The organism is Ruegeria sp. CH8 (assembly GCF_056536985.1).
In genome coordinates this window covers 21,599-36,668 of the sequence record NZ_JBQFQR010000004.1, presented here as the reverse complement: position 1 = coordinate 36,668, position 15,070 = coordinate 21,599, and the positions used below count along the sequence as shown (strand labels likewise).

The following is a 15,070-nucleotide window of genomic DNA, read 5'->3' as shown; positions in this document are numbered from 1 at the left end:
CTGAGGCTAAAGCCCACAGTTATTTTTACCACCAATAAACTGTTGTCTAGTTTTAAAGGCAATGAGTAATGAGAGATACACGCATCCCGAGATGTGTTCTCTGTACCCGGATAAACGCAGCGAAATCTAATGAGGTAAATGATGGAACAGGATTCGGTCCAAGATAGCTACAAGGTCACCGCCGGAGAATTGCGCCAATTTGTCGAGCGTATTGAGCGTTTGGAAATGGAAAAGAAGGATATCGCGGATCAAATAAAAGAAGTGTATTCAGAGAGTAAAGCACGTGGTTACGACGTGAAGGCCATGCGCAGCATCATTTCTCTCAGAAAAAGAGATAAAGACGACATTGCCGAACAAGAGGCTGTAATTGAGATGTACAAAGAAGCATTGGGCATGAAGTAAAGCTCGCGATCCGGGAAGCTAATATTTGGTTTCCTGATCTCCTGAACTTCCCGACCGCGGGGCCTGTCCGATCTTCAGGACCCGAAGTTGATCGGCGCCTTGACGTCGGTTTCGATCCCAGGGTTGCGCGCTCGCCGTTTTCAAATCGACGTATCTGGACGAAGGCGTGCAACTCGAAAACCTCTCGCAAGAGTATCCCCAGAGAAAGATCTCATTACCGTCGCGGACTGGCAGCGGTGGCGCGTGCGTCGGCGGAGCTTACATTCAGGGGCAATCTTCACCCGAAGATCCTGGTCACCGTTGCGAAAACAAAAGTTGGGATTTGTACTTGCAGCGAATGGCTGCAATGAGGAATGCGACCACAGCATTGATATGCCATGGCCAATGACAGCGCTATTTTTTTTCTCGGAGTCGTTTGATCCACGAGACGACGCGTTCGATCTCTTGGATCAGGCAATGTTGAAAGTCCCTGTCGATCTGTGAAGCGTTGATGCCAATCGGTTCGACGACCGCGAACCGGTAGAGAGGAAGGTCTTCGACGATCCGCGGCTGCCCCTTGTTCCCCTTCAACCAATGACAAGCCGTAAAAGCATCTACGACAGGTAGCCCACCACAGGTTTTGCAGAGAGTGAGTGCAGCTAAAGATGTTTCGACAGTCACTGGCGGGTGCTCACCTATGGGTAAATCACTAAGCGACAATGCACTCTCAACCTCGTTGCGAAGCCCGATAATCTGATAGGGCGCCATCTGATCCAGTGTCAGCGCCCCCTGATCTGCGGACAAGGGATGACTTTCGGGAACAAAACAAACATGCGGCAAGCTCCCTTCGTATAAGATGTTCATTTCCTTCAACGAACGGGACACATAGGCGAAACCTGTTCTCATCGCTCCGAAACGGGCATAGTCCAGTATCCAGTTCGAAGATCGTACCCGCCAATCGATCCGAATGTTCTTTTCCGCTATGTTCAGCCGCTTCAAAGCCTGAGGCACGATATCCAAAGAGGCGGCGGTTATTGTAGCGATGGATAAAGATCCGCGATCCTTTCGAGCGATCTGAGTTGCGACCTCGTCCAGGTTCGCAAGGGCCAGAAAGTTGCGTTCAACTTCTTGATAGAATTCCTCGGCTTCGGGGAGCGGCGTCACACCCTTACTTCGGCGACGAAACAAGGGCACCCCGAATTCCCGCTCCAGATCTGACAAAAGACGACTGACGCTGGGCTGTGACAGATTCAACCTGCGACCAGCAGCGGAAACCGACCCGGTTTGCATGATTGCAGAAAAGACTTTGAGTTGGTTATGGGTGAACATAGGTATTCGATTATCAAATATCATGTTAAGCAGATAGTATTATTTCGAATTTACCGCTCGTGGTACTGTCCCGTTGTTTTGGGGGGCAGTGCTAAGAATGAAGAAAAATGTCATTTTGATTATGACGGACCAGCAACGCGCGAACAGTCTGGGTTGCACAGGAAACGAGCATGTCAGGACACCGAATATAGATGCGTTGGCCCAGCGGGGCGCTGTCTTTACCAAGCATTTCACACCGCACCAAATCTGCTCTCCAAGCCGGTCCACGTTGTTCAGCGGTCAATACGCAAGGTCGCACGGCCTGACGCGCAACGGGGTTGCCTTGCCTGAAGACCTGCAACTGATAACCCATGATTTTCAAGCCGTGGGGTACAAGACCCATGGGATCGGGAAGTTTCATTTCCAACCCATTCTGGCCGGGCCAGAGCATCTTATGCCGGACTCGAACGCCTTTTGGGCCTTACCGGAAAGTGAGGGATGGCGCGGCCCCTTTTACGGGTTCGAAACGGTCGACATGCTGATTGGAGAATCCGTTAGCGCAACGGAAGGTGGGCATTATGCCCGGTGGCTGGAGTCCGTCGCGCCGGGAGCGGCTGAACTCTACCTGCCTGAGAACGCGCTTGAACCGCAATCCGGGGATATCGACGAAGTTTGGAAATCGGCCATCCCTTTCGACTTGCATTACAACTCTTGGATCACAGATCGGGCCTGCGAATTCCTGACTGAAAATGGCGGTTCAGACCCGTTCTTTCTGTTTGTTTCATTTCCCGATCCGCACCATCCGTTCTCGCCCCCTGCGCCATGGTGCGACATGTATGATCCGGCAGACATGCCGATGCCTGCGCATATACCGGATGAGTTGGCAGCGATGCCGTCTTTTCTGCGCGACGGCGACAATGATGAAAATGACAAAAGCTATGTGGACTTTCTGCGCGATCCGGGTCCCCCGCGCGAACAAGGATTTCTGCAAACCACATTGAAGTTCTCGGATGACTCCATTCGCCGTGCGATCGCCTATACCAATGGAATGATCTCGATGATTGACGATTGCGTCGGGCGGATCATGGCACAGGCAGAGCAGCAGGGTCTTCTTGAAGATACGGTTGTCATTTTCACCTCGGATCATGGAGAACTGCTGGGCGACCATGGGCTGATCCGGAAAGGGCCCAGCCCTTACAGATCGCTCTTGCAGGTACCGCTGATCGTCGCAGGTCCGGGCATCGAACCTGGTGAGCGTCACGGAACGACAAGTCATCTGGATTTACGCGCGACCCTGCAAGAATATCTGGAATTGGAACACCAGCCAACTGAAGGGGTCTCGTTCGCTCACCTGATGACGCAGGCAGACGGGTCGGGACGGCAAGAATTTTTTGCCGAGTATCACCCACGCACGCGCATGGACACCTACAATCAGACGGTGATGACAGGCGAATGGCGCGTCACAATCTACCCTCAGAACCCAGATTGGGGAGAGATGTTCGATCTGCGCAACGATCCGGGTGAACACGTCAATCTCTACTTCAAAGAAGAGTATCGCGGCACACGTGACGAGATCATCGAAAGACTGTCACGGCGCTTTCCGCCGGCCGCAGATGCAGGCGGTATGTCACTTGCGACCTACTAACCAAATCTAAGCTCTCAAACGACAACGGGGAAACCACCATGAACGAACATATCAAATATCTGGCAAAACAGGCGGCCCTGGGCAAAATGCCCCGCCGTGAATTTCTTGGGAAGGCGTTTGCCTTGGGTCTGGCTGCGGCAACAGCCAATCTGGCGATGTCGGCAGCGGTCAAAGCCGCTGGTCCACAGAAAGGCGGTACCATTCGCGTTGGTATCCAGGGCGGCGGCACGACCGACAGCCTTGATCCTGCGACTGCCGCAAACTCGACTGCCAATATGGTCGCCCGCCTGTGGGGTGAGACGCTATTGGCGCTTGCACCTGACGGCGGTCTTGAGCCCAAAGTTGCGGAAAGCTTTGAGGCTTCTGCCGACGCGAAAACATGGACGTTCAAGATCCGCGACGGCATTACATTCTCTAACGGCCAGCCTGTCACCGCCGAGGATGTTCTGCAGACCATCGATCGACACTCGAACGAAGAGACCAAATCCGGGGCGTTGGGTTTGTTGCGTGGTATCGCCGGCATGCGGACGGATGGCGACCTGTTCATCGTCGAGTTGGAAGCGCCCAACGCAGACCTCCCATATCTGCTTTCGGACTATCACCTGGTCATCCAGCCCGGTGGCGGCAAGGAGGACCCTGCTGCCGCAATTGGCACTGGCCCCTATATTTTGAAAGCCGCCGATATGGGTGTGCGTTTCGTGGCCGAACAGAACCCCAATCATTGGGATGACAATATTGGTCATGCCGGCACAATCGAAGTGATTGTCATCAACGACAACACCGCACGTGTCGCGGCGCTTCAATCCGGTCAGGTCGATATGATTGACCGGGTGCCACCCCGTACCGCGCGCCTTGTTGACCGTGCACCCGGAGTTACCGTTCGCTCGACTTCTGGCGCAGGCCATTACGTGTTCATCATGCACGTTAATACGGCGCCATTCGACAATCATGATCTGCGGATGGCTTTGAAATACGCCATCAATCGTCAGGAAATGGTGGACAAGATCCTCTTTGGCTATGGCTCTGTGGGCAACGACACACCTATCAACGGCTCTTATCCAATCGCGACCGAGTTCGAACAGCGGGAATACGACCCGGACAAAGCGGCTTTCCACTTCAAGAAATCGGGTCATAGCGGGCCAGTCACGCTTCGGTCGTCTGAGAACTCGTTCCCCGGCGCATTGGATGCGGCCGCGTTGTTTCAGCAGTCCGCAGCTGCCGCGGGTATCACGCTGGACGTGAAGCGCGAGCCCAATGACGGCTACTGGTCCGAAGTTTGGAACAAGCAACCCTTCTGCACCAGTTACTGGGGTGGCCGTCCGGTTCAGGACCAAATGCTGTCCACAGCCTATTTGTCCACAGCGGATTGGAACGACACCCGGTTCTTCAACGAGCGTTTTGACCAAATCGTCATCGCGGCGCGCGCCGAGCTTGATGAAGCGAAGCGCAAGGAAATGTACGCGGAAGCCTCTGCTTTGATCCGTGATGACGGTGGTCTGATCTGTCCGATGTTCAACGACTTTGTCGGTGCGACTTCGGATCGGATCGACGGTTGGGTCGACGATCACAAAGGCTTTGACCTGATGGATTTCCGGGCACCATTGAAAATGTGGGTCGCCGCTTTAACGCGCGATTACCGGGCTTGACCATGAACAAGAGCAGCTCTTCTCGCGAACTGCTCCTGTTCAAAAGGCGACACTAACCAACGATTCAAACAGAAATGGCGTGTTGGTCAATGATTGGCATCAAGAGCCCTGACGAGATGAATAAAGTCAGCATCCATCCTGTTTCTCAGTTACCAAAGCCAGAGGTCTCATCGCCCAATGGTCAACTTCGATCCACTCTGTGAAATCTTGTGCCGGATGCGTCCGAGGCAGTCACAGGACTCACTGCAGTTGAATAAGCTTCAGATTCGAAGAAACTCTTCGGCGAGGGCAGTAAAATTAGCTCCGCCATACAGGAGCCGGCTTCCAGAAACGCGGTCAGGGTTTAAGAACACGAACCCCAGGAATGGAACCAAGCCGTTCAAGATCCTGTTCATACAATTCGGTAAACGCGTCTACGACTTCGATACTCCAACCGGGCAGATCCAGTTCTTCTTCGATTTCACCCGGCTTTGCGTGGTTTTCGAAAATACGAGCCATGTTTTCGTGCAGGCTTGCCTCACTTGGTTCGGCATCCTGATTGGACAACTCCAAGACTTCCTTCTGACCTGTTTCGTCCAACAAAGACAGCAGCAGATCGTGTTCGTCTATTAGGGGGGTGTCCTCGCCCAAGCCACCCAGAGCACGAATGATTTCTCCCCAGATAAAGGGGGTGTCTTCGTTGCCCCATAATGAAATTTGAACTCCGGGTGCGAGATCTCGGATGTCTTCGATCATGCCAATCCAACTCAGGCAGCTCAGATCTGTATTCCGAATAGCGTCGGCGCGTGCCTGTTCCGGCAGTGACATCAGCAGTTTTGGGATGAAACTACCCGGGTTTCTGAGCCCCATGAAAAGTTCGATCTGATGGTCGCGGAAGTTTTGCTCCAAAAAGGCCATTCTGCGGCCTGCAAGAGGGTACAGGTGCCCTTCCTTTAGAGCCGATACCGTTTCTCCCATGAAGCTGCTGCAAGAGTATATAACCCGCGGGGAATTTGCACCGACCGGCAAAGTCTCATCAGTGTTCTGTTGCGAGTTTAAGTCGTTAGACGCGGCCTCAAACTTGTCAAAAGCCGGTTTGAACACGCGTCTGTAACGTCGCGGACCAAAAAACGTCACCCCGTTTGCCGCCAGTGTGGAGGCATTTTTTGTCAATGAAGCCAGCACCCGACCTTCGTCGGTAAACGCCGCGCCTGCGTGGATAGCAACCTGCATCTTCGGTTCGTGCCCTTGCTTGTGCCCCGTTCGTCGAGTTACAGGCTGCGACAGGAGCAGTCAAACCCACGCCATTCTGAGTGATGGGGCATTGCCAAGTGATGAACACCGCAAATCCCCGAGTTACTTTATTTATATAGGCTTGCGGTCCACTACAAGTGAAAGTAATTGACGCCAAGTGCCCCTGTAGCCAAGCTAATAGAGATACTGATTTGTAATCAGCAGGTCCGCATTTCAAGTCTGTGCAGGCATGGCGCCTCCCGGATATCAAATAACTGTTCCGGAATCCTCAGATTATTTAGCGTGACCTACCGTCTCGTACAGGGACGTTTGCGGTGAGGCAGATCTCGGATATGTTCATCTCTCTTTGAAGCCCGAGCCCCTCGACCGCAAGGCAAGTATGCCTACATTTCTTCGAGTTGCGGAAAACCCTATAGATCAGTGTAAAAAGCCGCAGACAGCCTTTTCAGATGATGCCAACAATCGAACCAGTGTTTTCTGCGATATCTGGGTAATGGAAGTTCACAAACTGGCATAACCAGTGCTTGAGGACAACGTCACGGACTACGAAATTTAGCGGGTTGCGGGTCTGAAAATTTTGCCATATACGCCTGCTCATCCAGTGGGACGGTGTCCGAGGAACAAGGGTTAATGTGTTCCAAAGTGCGTCCCAACTTTTGACGCTTGGCCGTTTGATTGGCTTGATCCAAAAATGAAGTGGATCTGGTCGTGTCGAAGAAGCGAGGCAAAAAGGTGCCCCTATAGCTCAGCTGGTAGAGCAACTGATTTGTAGCGCCGCCTCAGGCTCTAATTCTGAGGCAAAGTTGCAGCCCTTGATGGAAACGTTGAGGTGAACTGGTGTCAAATTCGGGGAAACCTGAGCAGGTAGTGCTGCTGGCAATCCCGAGCGAAGCTTTCCGAGGCAACTCGGATTGAACGTGTAGAGACTTGACGGCACCCACCTAAAGCCCCCCGGGGTCACGGTGAAGAGAAAGTCCAGACCACAAAGCGCTCTGTGCGTGGCGGCGAAAGTCGTAGTGGTATGAATCAGTAGGTCCGCGGTTCGAGTCCGTGTGGGGGCACCACTTCACCTTGCAAATCACCATATTTTCAAAGAAAACAAGCCGATAGATGCCTTCTCGGGTCCACATTTAGGTCCACAGGAGGTCCATAATGGGCGTGATGATGAAACTAAAAGGTCTGAAAGAACTCGGTCAGGGTAAGTGGGAATATCGCAAGCGAGTTCCAGCGAATGCGCAGGCAGCCATAGGTAGGTCTGAACGAAAGGCTGTTATCGAGGCCCGCACAGACAAAGAACTGATGCGAAAATATGCAGTGGTTGTTGCGCAGATTGACGCAGAGATCGCCGCCGCGAAGGCCCCCAAACAGAAATTCACGCCCCGCGCTGCGTGGGATGCTGCGCGCATTGAGGCCAGCGAGTTGTCTTTGGCAGTGATTGGCGCAGGGGAAGTGGGTGACCAGCCTGATGCTCATGGCTTCACCCCTGATTATTCCCGAGAACTTCTTGCTGAGAGCCTGATTGCTTCTGGGCGGGATGACCCTGCGCTTTTGCGCGCGATAATGGACCCTAACAACGCGCACCCTGACAATCCAAAACCTAAGCTGACCATTAAGGATGCCTTTTACATCTACGTGAAAGAAAAGCTTGGGGGTGGTGAAGGCGACGAACAACGCCCCGCGATGGTGCGGCACGAGCGAGTGCTTCTACTTGCCTGCCAGCGCCGCAACGGAGCTCAACCTAATTGACACTGGAACGCTTGTTCAGGAGAAGGGTTCGCCTGCCTACAAACTTGTCGGCAACGTCCAATTGTCGGCACCTGCCGATATCGATCCCCGCATCCCCAAACGCCCTTATGATGCCGTCCAAGAAATGCGCCCAGCTATTGAGGCGGTTTTTGGTAACGATTTCCCTTGGTCGCATACGCATCTTCGCAAGGCGGCTGATCACCTCGGATTCTGGGCACAATCCGAGGGAGACACTGTTCACACCGGAATTGAACCTATAACGGGCACCACACTTTACTTCGCGAAGGGGCGTGATGCAGTGAAGCAATTTGCGACACAGACGCCCGACGACTTCGTGGAAGTTGTGGGTTCACAGAAAACACAAGAAGCGTGGAACAAAGCACACACCGCTGAAGCAACAGGCGTGGATGAAGCAGAATAAACCGTGGTCTTCGCAAATACCGTCTCACGGTCAATTTGATCGCTGCTCGGCGGGCTCAATTCATTACCCCTAGGTGGGAATCCAGATTTTTCCCCGTCGGCCTTTTGCTTTGGCAAAATCTTCCTGTTGGCGATATGGCAACATGGCCAGTTCAAATTCTCTCAAACTACTGGTGCGCAATCACAACTTGATCGCGCAGCCCTTTCGGGCATTCAGATTTAGACAGAGGAAGTTTAGGTTATTCGTCTGGAGAAATGGGCTGAGCTCTTTTCTGAGCCATGACGTTTGCGTCATTTTCGGCAACGTGATCGTGTAGAACTCCGGGCCCTCGGTCGAGATATGCATCTACTATGGGTTTGTTGATTAGAAGGAACTGTAGGTGTGTCGCTTGAGTAATCTCCCGCACGTAGTTTCTGGCTTCGCCTGAAAAGTCACTAGTCGTGACGACGACAACTACGTGTGCCTTGGAGTAAATCGCTAAACCAACTTCTTTTGCAACATCGCCTAGGCTGACATTGTCCTTTGTATTCTTGCACTGGAAGTTCCATCGGGAAAACAACAAGTTCTTTCCTTCGGCAGTCAGATCAACTTCAGCGTATGCAGTTTCTCGACTTCGAAGTCGAAAGGCTCTCGGCTCTAAGCCGATGTCAATGATCATCTTTAATGCAAGCAGTTCAAGGCCAAGACCACGATCATACTTTTCCTTGCTCTTCAATAGGCGCTGAACTTCCTCGCGTGGCAAGTCTATCTTGGTGCGAAGTTCCGATGGGATGACTTGATCAAAATCAGGTAAGACTGCTTCAATTGGCACACCAAGTAGTTTCGCCGCTGGTTCAATGAGCCCGCTTTTCCCACCTCTCCCTTTCCCGGAAGGGGGTGGAATTACTAGCCAGCCAGCGTCTGAAAGAGGTTTAACGACAAGTGCACGGTTTGATCCTCACGAAATCGTCCAGGGTGGTCCCGAAGGCATTCGTCTATGATTTGCTTTGCCGGTATTCCCGCGGCTCCACTGCTCTCTGCCAGTCGCCGTAGCACCTGCAAGAAAATCTGTTGAGCTAGTGGTAACTCAGCGAATTGAGCACGCTCTGTCATGGAGATTCCGAGTGTGGACTTTATTACCGCGTCCTCAGGGACCGGATTAGCGCGGCCAGCCTTGCTGAACAATCCGGCGTGAATCATCCAATTCAGTAGAGTCGTGTGGTCGGTAGTTGCGTTCGAGAGACCTTCGATGCCAAGGCTTTGAAGTTCTTTCTTTAACGTGTCCTTCTGCACTTTGTCCCCGCGGTTGATTATGCCTTGACGCTCAACTTAGGCTCCCTCTAGTTTCTCTTCGCGGGTCCACAAAATGGTCCCCACTGGGTCCACACTCAGGCAGGCTGTATCGGCTAAGTATCTGAAAACGTGTGATTTAGAAAGGTTCGATTTCTGGTGCCGAAGCTGTGTGGGGGCACCACTTTAACATCCAGTTGCGTCCGATTTTGACTGATATTAGCTTGTAGTTGCAGGACTTCTACTGTCGGATTGTCCGATGTTGTCCTGCTACGTGCGCTGTAATCTACCCTGTCTTGAGCGACGCACGGATTCGGGCTCTGAAGCCTAAGGAGAAGCCCTACAAGCAGGCCGATTTTGACGGACTATATTTGCTGGTAAAGCCGAACGGTTCGAAACTCTGGCGCTTCAAGTATCGTTGGCTCCAAAAGGAAAAGCTGCTGGCGCTGGGCAAGTAACCTGAAGTGACACTGGCTGATGCGCGACGGAAACGGGACGACGCCCGCAGCTTGATCGCAAATGGCGAAGATTCTTCCAGCGTTCGCAAAGACAAAAAAGCCAGAGAAGAGGCAGAGAACGACGCTACCTTCTCCAAGTTGGCGGCAGAACTGCTGGAAAAGAAGCGCAGCGAAGGCCGTGCCGAAGCAACGCTGACAAAGACCGCCTGGTTTCACCGGCTACTTTCCGCAGATATTGGGAAAATACCGATCACGCAAATAACAGCACGGGATATTCTGGCTCCGTTTCAGAAGATGGAAAAAAAGGGCACTCACGAAAGCGCCGTACGGATGCGGTCTGCTGCCGGGGCCGTCTTTCGCTATGCCATCGCCCTGGGACAGGCGGATAACGATCCGACGTATGGTTTGAAGGATGCCCAGATCCGGCCCCAGGTGCAGCACCGCGCGGCAATCACTGATCCGGCGCAGGTCGGTGCATTGCTGCGGGCTATCGAAGGGTTTGCCGGTCAAAGAACTACGCGCCTTGCGTTGCAACTTCTCGCGTTGACTGCCCTGCGCCCTGGAGAGTTGCGAATGGCGGAGTGGGATGAGATCGACGAAGCCAGAATGGCGTGGACTGTTCCGGCACATCGCGCCAAGATGCGTCGGCCTCACACAATACCGCTGTCCCGCCAAACCTTCGATCACTTGAAGGAACTGCGCGACCTGACGGGTTGGGGCAAGTTGCTCTTTCCATCGGTACGTTCATCCAAGCGCTGCATGAGCGAAAATACTTTGAATGCCGCGCTGCGCCGCATGGGGTATGAGAAGGACGAGATGACGGCACATGGCTTTCGGGCAATGTTTTCCACACTGGCCAACGAATCCGGCCACTGGCATCCGGACGCCATTGAGCGAGCCCTCGCCATAGATTCACGGTTTCTGCGGCAAACTGAGACTGGTTAGAATTCGTCTGACAGCACCCTTCGTTTTGCGGCCGCATCGAAGCACTTTTTGTTACAAGAGCCATCAGCCGTGATCATCACCTGCACGTTCCGACTTACAAAAGCGGGTGTCGCAAAAAAAACAGTCAAAAACTGAGGCGCGCGCACATAATCAAAGGTCATGATGGCCCGTCCTGTTGGTAGAGGCGGCGCAAAATCATCGGGGTCAGGTACATCGGAATTTGATAGGCCCCGATGAAGGCCATTATCGGGGCCGTGACCTCTGTAGGCAGAGCTACAAAAAAGATCGCGATGTTGCGGTTGCCAGCAATCAATGACACCGTAGTGGCCCGCGCCGCAGGTAGCCTGCCCTGTGTAAAGCGAAACATGACGATCTGCGCGCCGAAATTGGCCAGACAGGCAAAGGCGATCCAGAATGCAGCCAAAGCCGGGTCCTCCAGCGCCGTTGCGCTGACCGATGGCATCAGACCAATGACAAACACAGCCAGTGTGAGTGTTCCCATCCCCTCAAGATTCAACAGCATGAACTGTGAAGGCCTGCGCAACACCGTGCGTCTTACGAATATGGCTGCGCCAGTTGCGCATAAGATCGTGAGAAACAGTCGCAGACCTGCCCACAAAACAGATTGTATGTCCCCCAACTGCGGCATGAGGAGAAAGATGGGTAGGGCGGTCAAGGGTAACAGAGCCGTGCCCACAACCATCAATCGCATCGCATGTTCTGGCGCGTGGCCCATCATCAGGCACATATTTGGACTACCCGAGATGGACGGTGCCGCCGCCATGATCAGCAGGGATAAAAGCACGGGTGTCCCGATCCATCCGCACACGTATCCGAGTGCAAAAAGGATCATCGGCGTAACCAGCTGAAATCCGACAACCGTGAGCGCGACTTTGTGTAGGTCACTCAGTGATCCCAGAATGGCCTTGGGATCCATCCTCAGCACGTTCACGAACAGTAAAAGCACCACCAAAGGAGGAAGCAAATCACGCATCGGTTCCGCGAGAGCTGGCAACAGAAGACCTGCCGCCAACCCACAGATCAAAACATAAGGGCCATGGCGCGCCGCCAGGTGGAGCGGGTTCAAAACAGCTCTATCCGCCTGGGCTTTGCCGCAAATTCTCGGGCAACCAAGTTGCAAGGTCGGGGAACCAGATCAGGATAAAGACCATCAGAACCATGATCAGGAACATCGGAATGGCCGCCCGCGCGATATAGCTCATCTCGTGGTTCGTCATGCCCTGCATGACGAACAGGTTGAATCCGATCGGTGGCGTGATCTGCGCCATTTCAACAACGACCACGATGAAGATACCGAACCAGATCAGGTCGATCCCCGCGTCGCGGATCATGGGCTCGACCACGGCCATGGTCAGCACGACCGAAGAAATACCGTCCAGAAAACAGCCCAGAATGATGTAGAAGACCAGCAGCACCATGAGCAGTTCGAACCGGGTCAACTCCCAACCGGCGATCAGATCGGCCAGACCACGCGGCAGGCCGGTAAAGCCCATCGACAACGAAAGGAAGGCCGCACCCGCCAGGATGAGGGCAATCATCGCGCTGGTGCGCGTGGCGCCCATCAGGCTTTCAGTAAAGGTCTTCCAGGTTAGCGATCCCTGACCCGCCGCCAACAGCAGTCCGCCGATGACCCCAAAGGCCGCGGCCTCAGTCGCGGTGGCGTATCCCAGATACATCGACCCGATGACGACCATGATCAGCAATATTACGGGCAACAGAAAGCGCGAGTTTCTGATTTTCTCGGAAAAGCTCAATTTGCTTTCGGAATTTGGGCTCCAATCCTTGCCGAGCTTTGAATAGATCGCCACATAGCCCATGAACATCGCCGCCAAAACCAGGCCCGGAAGGATCCCTGCAAAGAAAAGCTTGGTGATGGATTCATTGATTGTCACCCCGTACACGATCAGGGTCAGCGAGGGGGGGATCATCAGCCCAAGTGTGGCGGCCCCGGTCAATGTCCCGATGATCATCCGCTCGGGATAATTGCGCTTGCGCAGTTCAGGAATCGACATCTTGCCAACCGTTGTCAGCGTGGCTGCTGATGAGCCCGAGACGGCTGCAAAAACCGTACATCCAACGATATTGGTGTGTACCAATCCACCGGGCAAAGGGGCCATCCACGGGGACAGGCCTTTGAACATGTCTTCGGATAATCGCGTTCGGTACAGGATTTCGCCCATCCAGATGAACATGGGCAGTGCGGTCAGCGTCCACGACGACGACGCCGACCAAATGGTGGTGATCATAACGTCCCCAACGGGACGGGTTGTGAACAGCTCCATCCCGACCCAGGCAACACCCATCAGGGCCAACCCGACCCAGACGCCAGTGCCCAGCAAGGTAAAGAGAACAAACAGAAAAAGGATGATGACAGAGAGGTTTTCCATGGACTTACTCTCCGTGGCTTTGGTCGGCCAGATCGCGGACAATGCGGTGGTCGCCCTTGAACAGAACGTGGACCAGATGGTCGGTCAGCGCGATGGCGAGGATGACGGCGCCGATCAACATTGCAGATTGCGGGATCCAAAGGGCGGTTTTGTCCTGTCCCTGGCTGACATCGTTGAATTTCCAGCTCCAGTAGACAAAGCGGTAGGCGTACCAGCAAAAATACCACATGACAGCGGTGCCTATCGCGAAACACCATACCTCCAGAATACGCCGGATACCGTCCGGCACTGCGTTCAGAAGGATTGAAACCCGAATATGGCTGCCCCGGTTGAGCGCATTGGCAAAGGCCAGGAAAGACGCTGCGGCCATGGCATAGCCTGCATAATCGGGCGCTCCGGGAAACACCTCACCGGTCCAGCGGGCCAGCATCTGAACAACGATCAATAGCAGGATCGCAATGAGGCTGAGAGCCGCAAGTACCCCTGCCGCCAGATATATAAAGTCCAGTACGGACCGAAGCCCTCGCAATACCGCCATGCTGTCCCCGCTGTATTTTGATTGGATGCGAAAAGGGCGGCCTGATGAATCGCCGCCCAAATCGAAAGGTCACTGAGATGCGTTGAACGCGTCGACGATGGCTTTACCTTCATCACCGGCAGCTTCCAGCCATTCATTGGTCATGGTCACGCCGATCTCTTTCAGCTCATTCGTCATCTGTTCAGAAGCCGGGCCAACGGTCATACCGCCATCCCGCAAACCCTGCAGGGTGAACCCGGTGTATTCCTTGGCGCGCCAGTTACCTGCGTATTCCGCCAGTTCAGCGCAGGCCTTGATGACATTCTTGTTGGCATCCGACACACCAGACCAGACATCCGAGTTCACCATCACGTAGTTGCGCGGCAACCAGGCATCAACTTCATAGAAAAAGTTCAAGCTTTCCCAGACCTTGCGGTCATATCCGGTCGATCCCGATGACACCATCGAATCCGCCACACCCGTCGCAAAGGCCTGACTGATTTCCGCCGCTTCGATTGTCACAGGCAACATTCCTGTAAGCTCGGCCAGTCGCGAAGTCGCGTTGTTATAAGAACGGAACTTGATTCCTTTCATATCGGCGACGGAGTTCACTTCGTTTTTGAAATATAGTCCCTGCGGCGGCCATGGCACAGCATACAGCAATGTCAGGTTCTGTTCGGCCAATACTTTTTCGATAGATGGCTTCGCGGCCTCCCAAAGCTTGGTGCTGTCGTCGAACGAGGTTGCGAGGAAGGGGATTGAGTCAAACCCGAACAACGCATTTTCGTTCTGGTGACCAGACAAAAGACGCTCACCAATCGGGGCTTGCCCGGTCTGGATCGCGCGTTTGATGTCGGCACCTTTGAAAAGCGAGCCGGACGGGTGCGTGACAATCTCGATCTCACCACCTGTACCGGTGGTCACGCATTTTGCAAACTCCGCACCTGTGGCCGAGTGGAAGTTCGAGGCCGAATAGGCCATCGGCATGTCCCATTTTTCGGCCATAGCCGGCGCGGACGCAGCTGCAGTCAGAGCTGTCGCTGCCAGAAGGTTTGTCAGTTTTTTCATCGTTTTCTCCCTATTGAGTTTGTCA

General features: G+C 53.7%; 15 protein-coding genes. 7 read left to right on the top strand and 8 right to left on the bottom strand.

Features of this window, described 5'->3' with window-relative positions:
* The first annotated feature begins 141 nt into the window (after positions 1-141).
* On the top strand, positions 142-402 hold the full coding sequence (locus ACR0ER_RS05485; protein WP_480768054.1) for a DUF2312 domain-containing protein: 261 nt from the start codon (positions 142-144) through the stop codon (positions 400-402).
* 393 nt (positions 403-795) lie between these two features.
* Here ACR0ER_RS05485 and ACR0ER_RS05480 read toward each other — a convergent pair whose 3' ends face one another.
* Entirely contained in the window at positions 796-1,710 is a 915-nt protein-coding gene (locus tag ACR0ER_RS05480; protein WP_480768053.1) for a LysR family transcriptional regulator, read from the bottom strand.
* 97 nt (positions 1,711-1,807) lie between these two features.
* Between ACR0ER_RS05480 and ACR0ER_RS05475 the strand changes: the two genes are divergently transcribed.
* Positions 1,808-3,334 carry a sulfatase family protein gene (locus ACR0ER_RS05475; RefSeq protein WP_480768052.1) on the top strand — a complete coding sequence of 509 codons (1,527 nt, stop codon included), beginning with the start codon at positions 1,808-1,810 and terminating at the stop codon, positions 3,332-3,334.
* A 38-nt stretch (positions 3,335-3,372) separates the two neighbouring features.
* Positions 3,373-4,980 carry an ABC transporter substrate-binding protein gene (locus tag ACR0ER_RS05470; protein WP_480768051.1) on the top strand — a complete coding sequence of 536 codons (1,608 nt, stop codon included), beginning with the start codon at positions 3,373-3,375 and terminating at the stop codon, positions 4,978-4,980.
* A 336-nt stretch (positions 4,981-5,316) separates the two neighbouring features.
* Here ACR0ER_RS05470 and ACR0ER_RS05465 read toward each other — a convergent pair whose 3' ends face one another.
* Complete coding sequence (locus ACR0ER_RS05465) at positions 5,317-5,937, bottom strand: hypothetical protein (protein WP_480768050.1); 621 nt, start codon at positions 5,935-5,937, stop codon at positions 5,317-5,319.
* 1,428 nt (positions 5,938-7,365) lie between these two features.
* Between ACR0ER_RS05465 and ACR0ER_RS05460 the strand changes: the two genes are divergently transcribed.
* Entirely contained in the window at positions 7,366-7,959 is a 594-nt protein-coding gene (locus tag ACR0ER_RS05460; protein ID WP_480768049.1) for a hypothetical protein, read from the top strand.
* Complete coding sequence (locus ACR0ER_RS05455; protein ID WP_480768048.1) at positions 7,922-8,380, top strand: hypothetical protein; 459 nt, start codon at positions 7,922-7,924, stop codon at positions 8,378-8,380. The genes ACR0ER_RS05460 and ACR0ER_RS05455 overlap by 38 nt, the downstream gene beginning before the upstream one ends.
* 238 nt (positions 8,381-8,618) lie before the next feature.
* On the opposite strand, the gene ACR0ER_RS05450 is transcribed toward ACR0ER_RS05455, so the two are convergent.
* Positions 8,619-9,191: a restriction endonuclease gene (locus tag ACR0ER_RS05450; RefSeq protein ID WP_480768047.1), complete on the bottom strand. Its 573-nt coding sequence runs from the start codon at positions 9,189-9,191 to the stop codon at positions 8,619-8,621.
* A gap of 688 nt (positions 9,192-9,879) precedes the next feature.
* Here ACR0ER_RS05450 and ACR0ER_RS05445 point away from each other — a divergent pair.
* Complete coding sequence (locus tag ACR0ER_RS05445; RefSeq protein WP_480768046.1) at positions 9,880-10,107, top strand: Arm DNA-binding domain-containing protein; 228 nt, start codon at positions 9,880-9,882, stop codon at positions 10,105-10,107.
* Positions 10,108-10,113: 6 nt separating this feature from the next.
* On the top strand, positions 10,114-11,052 hold the full coding sequence (locus ACR0ER_RS05440) for a tyrosine-type recombinase/integrase (RefSeq protein WP_480768045.1): 939 nt from the start codon (positions 10,114-10,116) through the stop codon (positions 11,050-11,052).
* On the opposite strand, the gene ACR0ER_RS05435 is transcribed toward ACR0ER_RS05440, so the two are convergent.
* The 5 genes from ACR0ER_RS05435 to ACR0ER_RS05415 all read right to left on the bottom strand — a co-directional run bounded on the left by ACR0ER_RS05435 (position 11,049) and on the right by ACR0ER_RS05415 (position 15,045).
* Positions 11,049-11,213, bottom strand: a complete 165-nt coding sequence (locus tag ACR0ER_RS05435; RefSeq protein ID WP_480768044.1) for a hypothetical protein — start codon at positions 11,211-11,213, stop codon at positions 11,049-11,051. The genes ACR0ER_RS05440 and ACR0ER_RS05435 overlap by 4 nt on opposite strands.
* Positions 11,210-12,046, bottom strand: a complete 837-nt coding sequence (locus ACR0ER_RS05430) for a hypothetical protein (protein ID WP_480768043.1) — start codon at positions 12,044-12,046, stop codon at positions 11,210-11,212. The genes ACR0ER_RS05435 and ACR0ER_RS05430 overlap by 4 nt, the downstream gene beginning before the upstream one ends.
* Positions 12,047-12,146: 100 nt before the next feature.
* Entirely contained in the window at positions 12,147-13,460 is a 1,314-nt protein-coding gene (locus tag ACR0ER_RS05425; protein ID WP_480768042.1) for a TRAP transporter large permease, read from the bottom strand.
* A gap of 4 nt (positions 13,461-13,464) precedes the next feature.
* Complete coding sequence (locus ACR0ER_RS05420) at positions 13,465-13,998, bottom strand: TRAP transporter small permease (RefSeq protein ID WP_170336582.1); 534 nt, start codon at positions 13,996-13,998, stop codon at positions 13,465-13,467.
* Between the two features lie 69 nt (positions 13,999-14,067).
* Entirely contained in the window at positions 14,068-15,045 is a 978-nt protein-coding gene (locus ACR0ER_RS05415; RefSeq protein ID WP_480768041.1) for a TRAP transporter substrate-binding protein, read from the bottom strand.
* Positions 15,046-15,070: the final 25 nt, after the last annotated feature.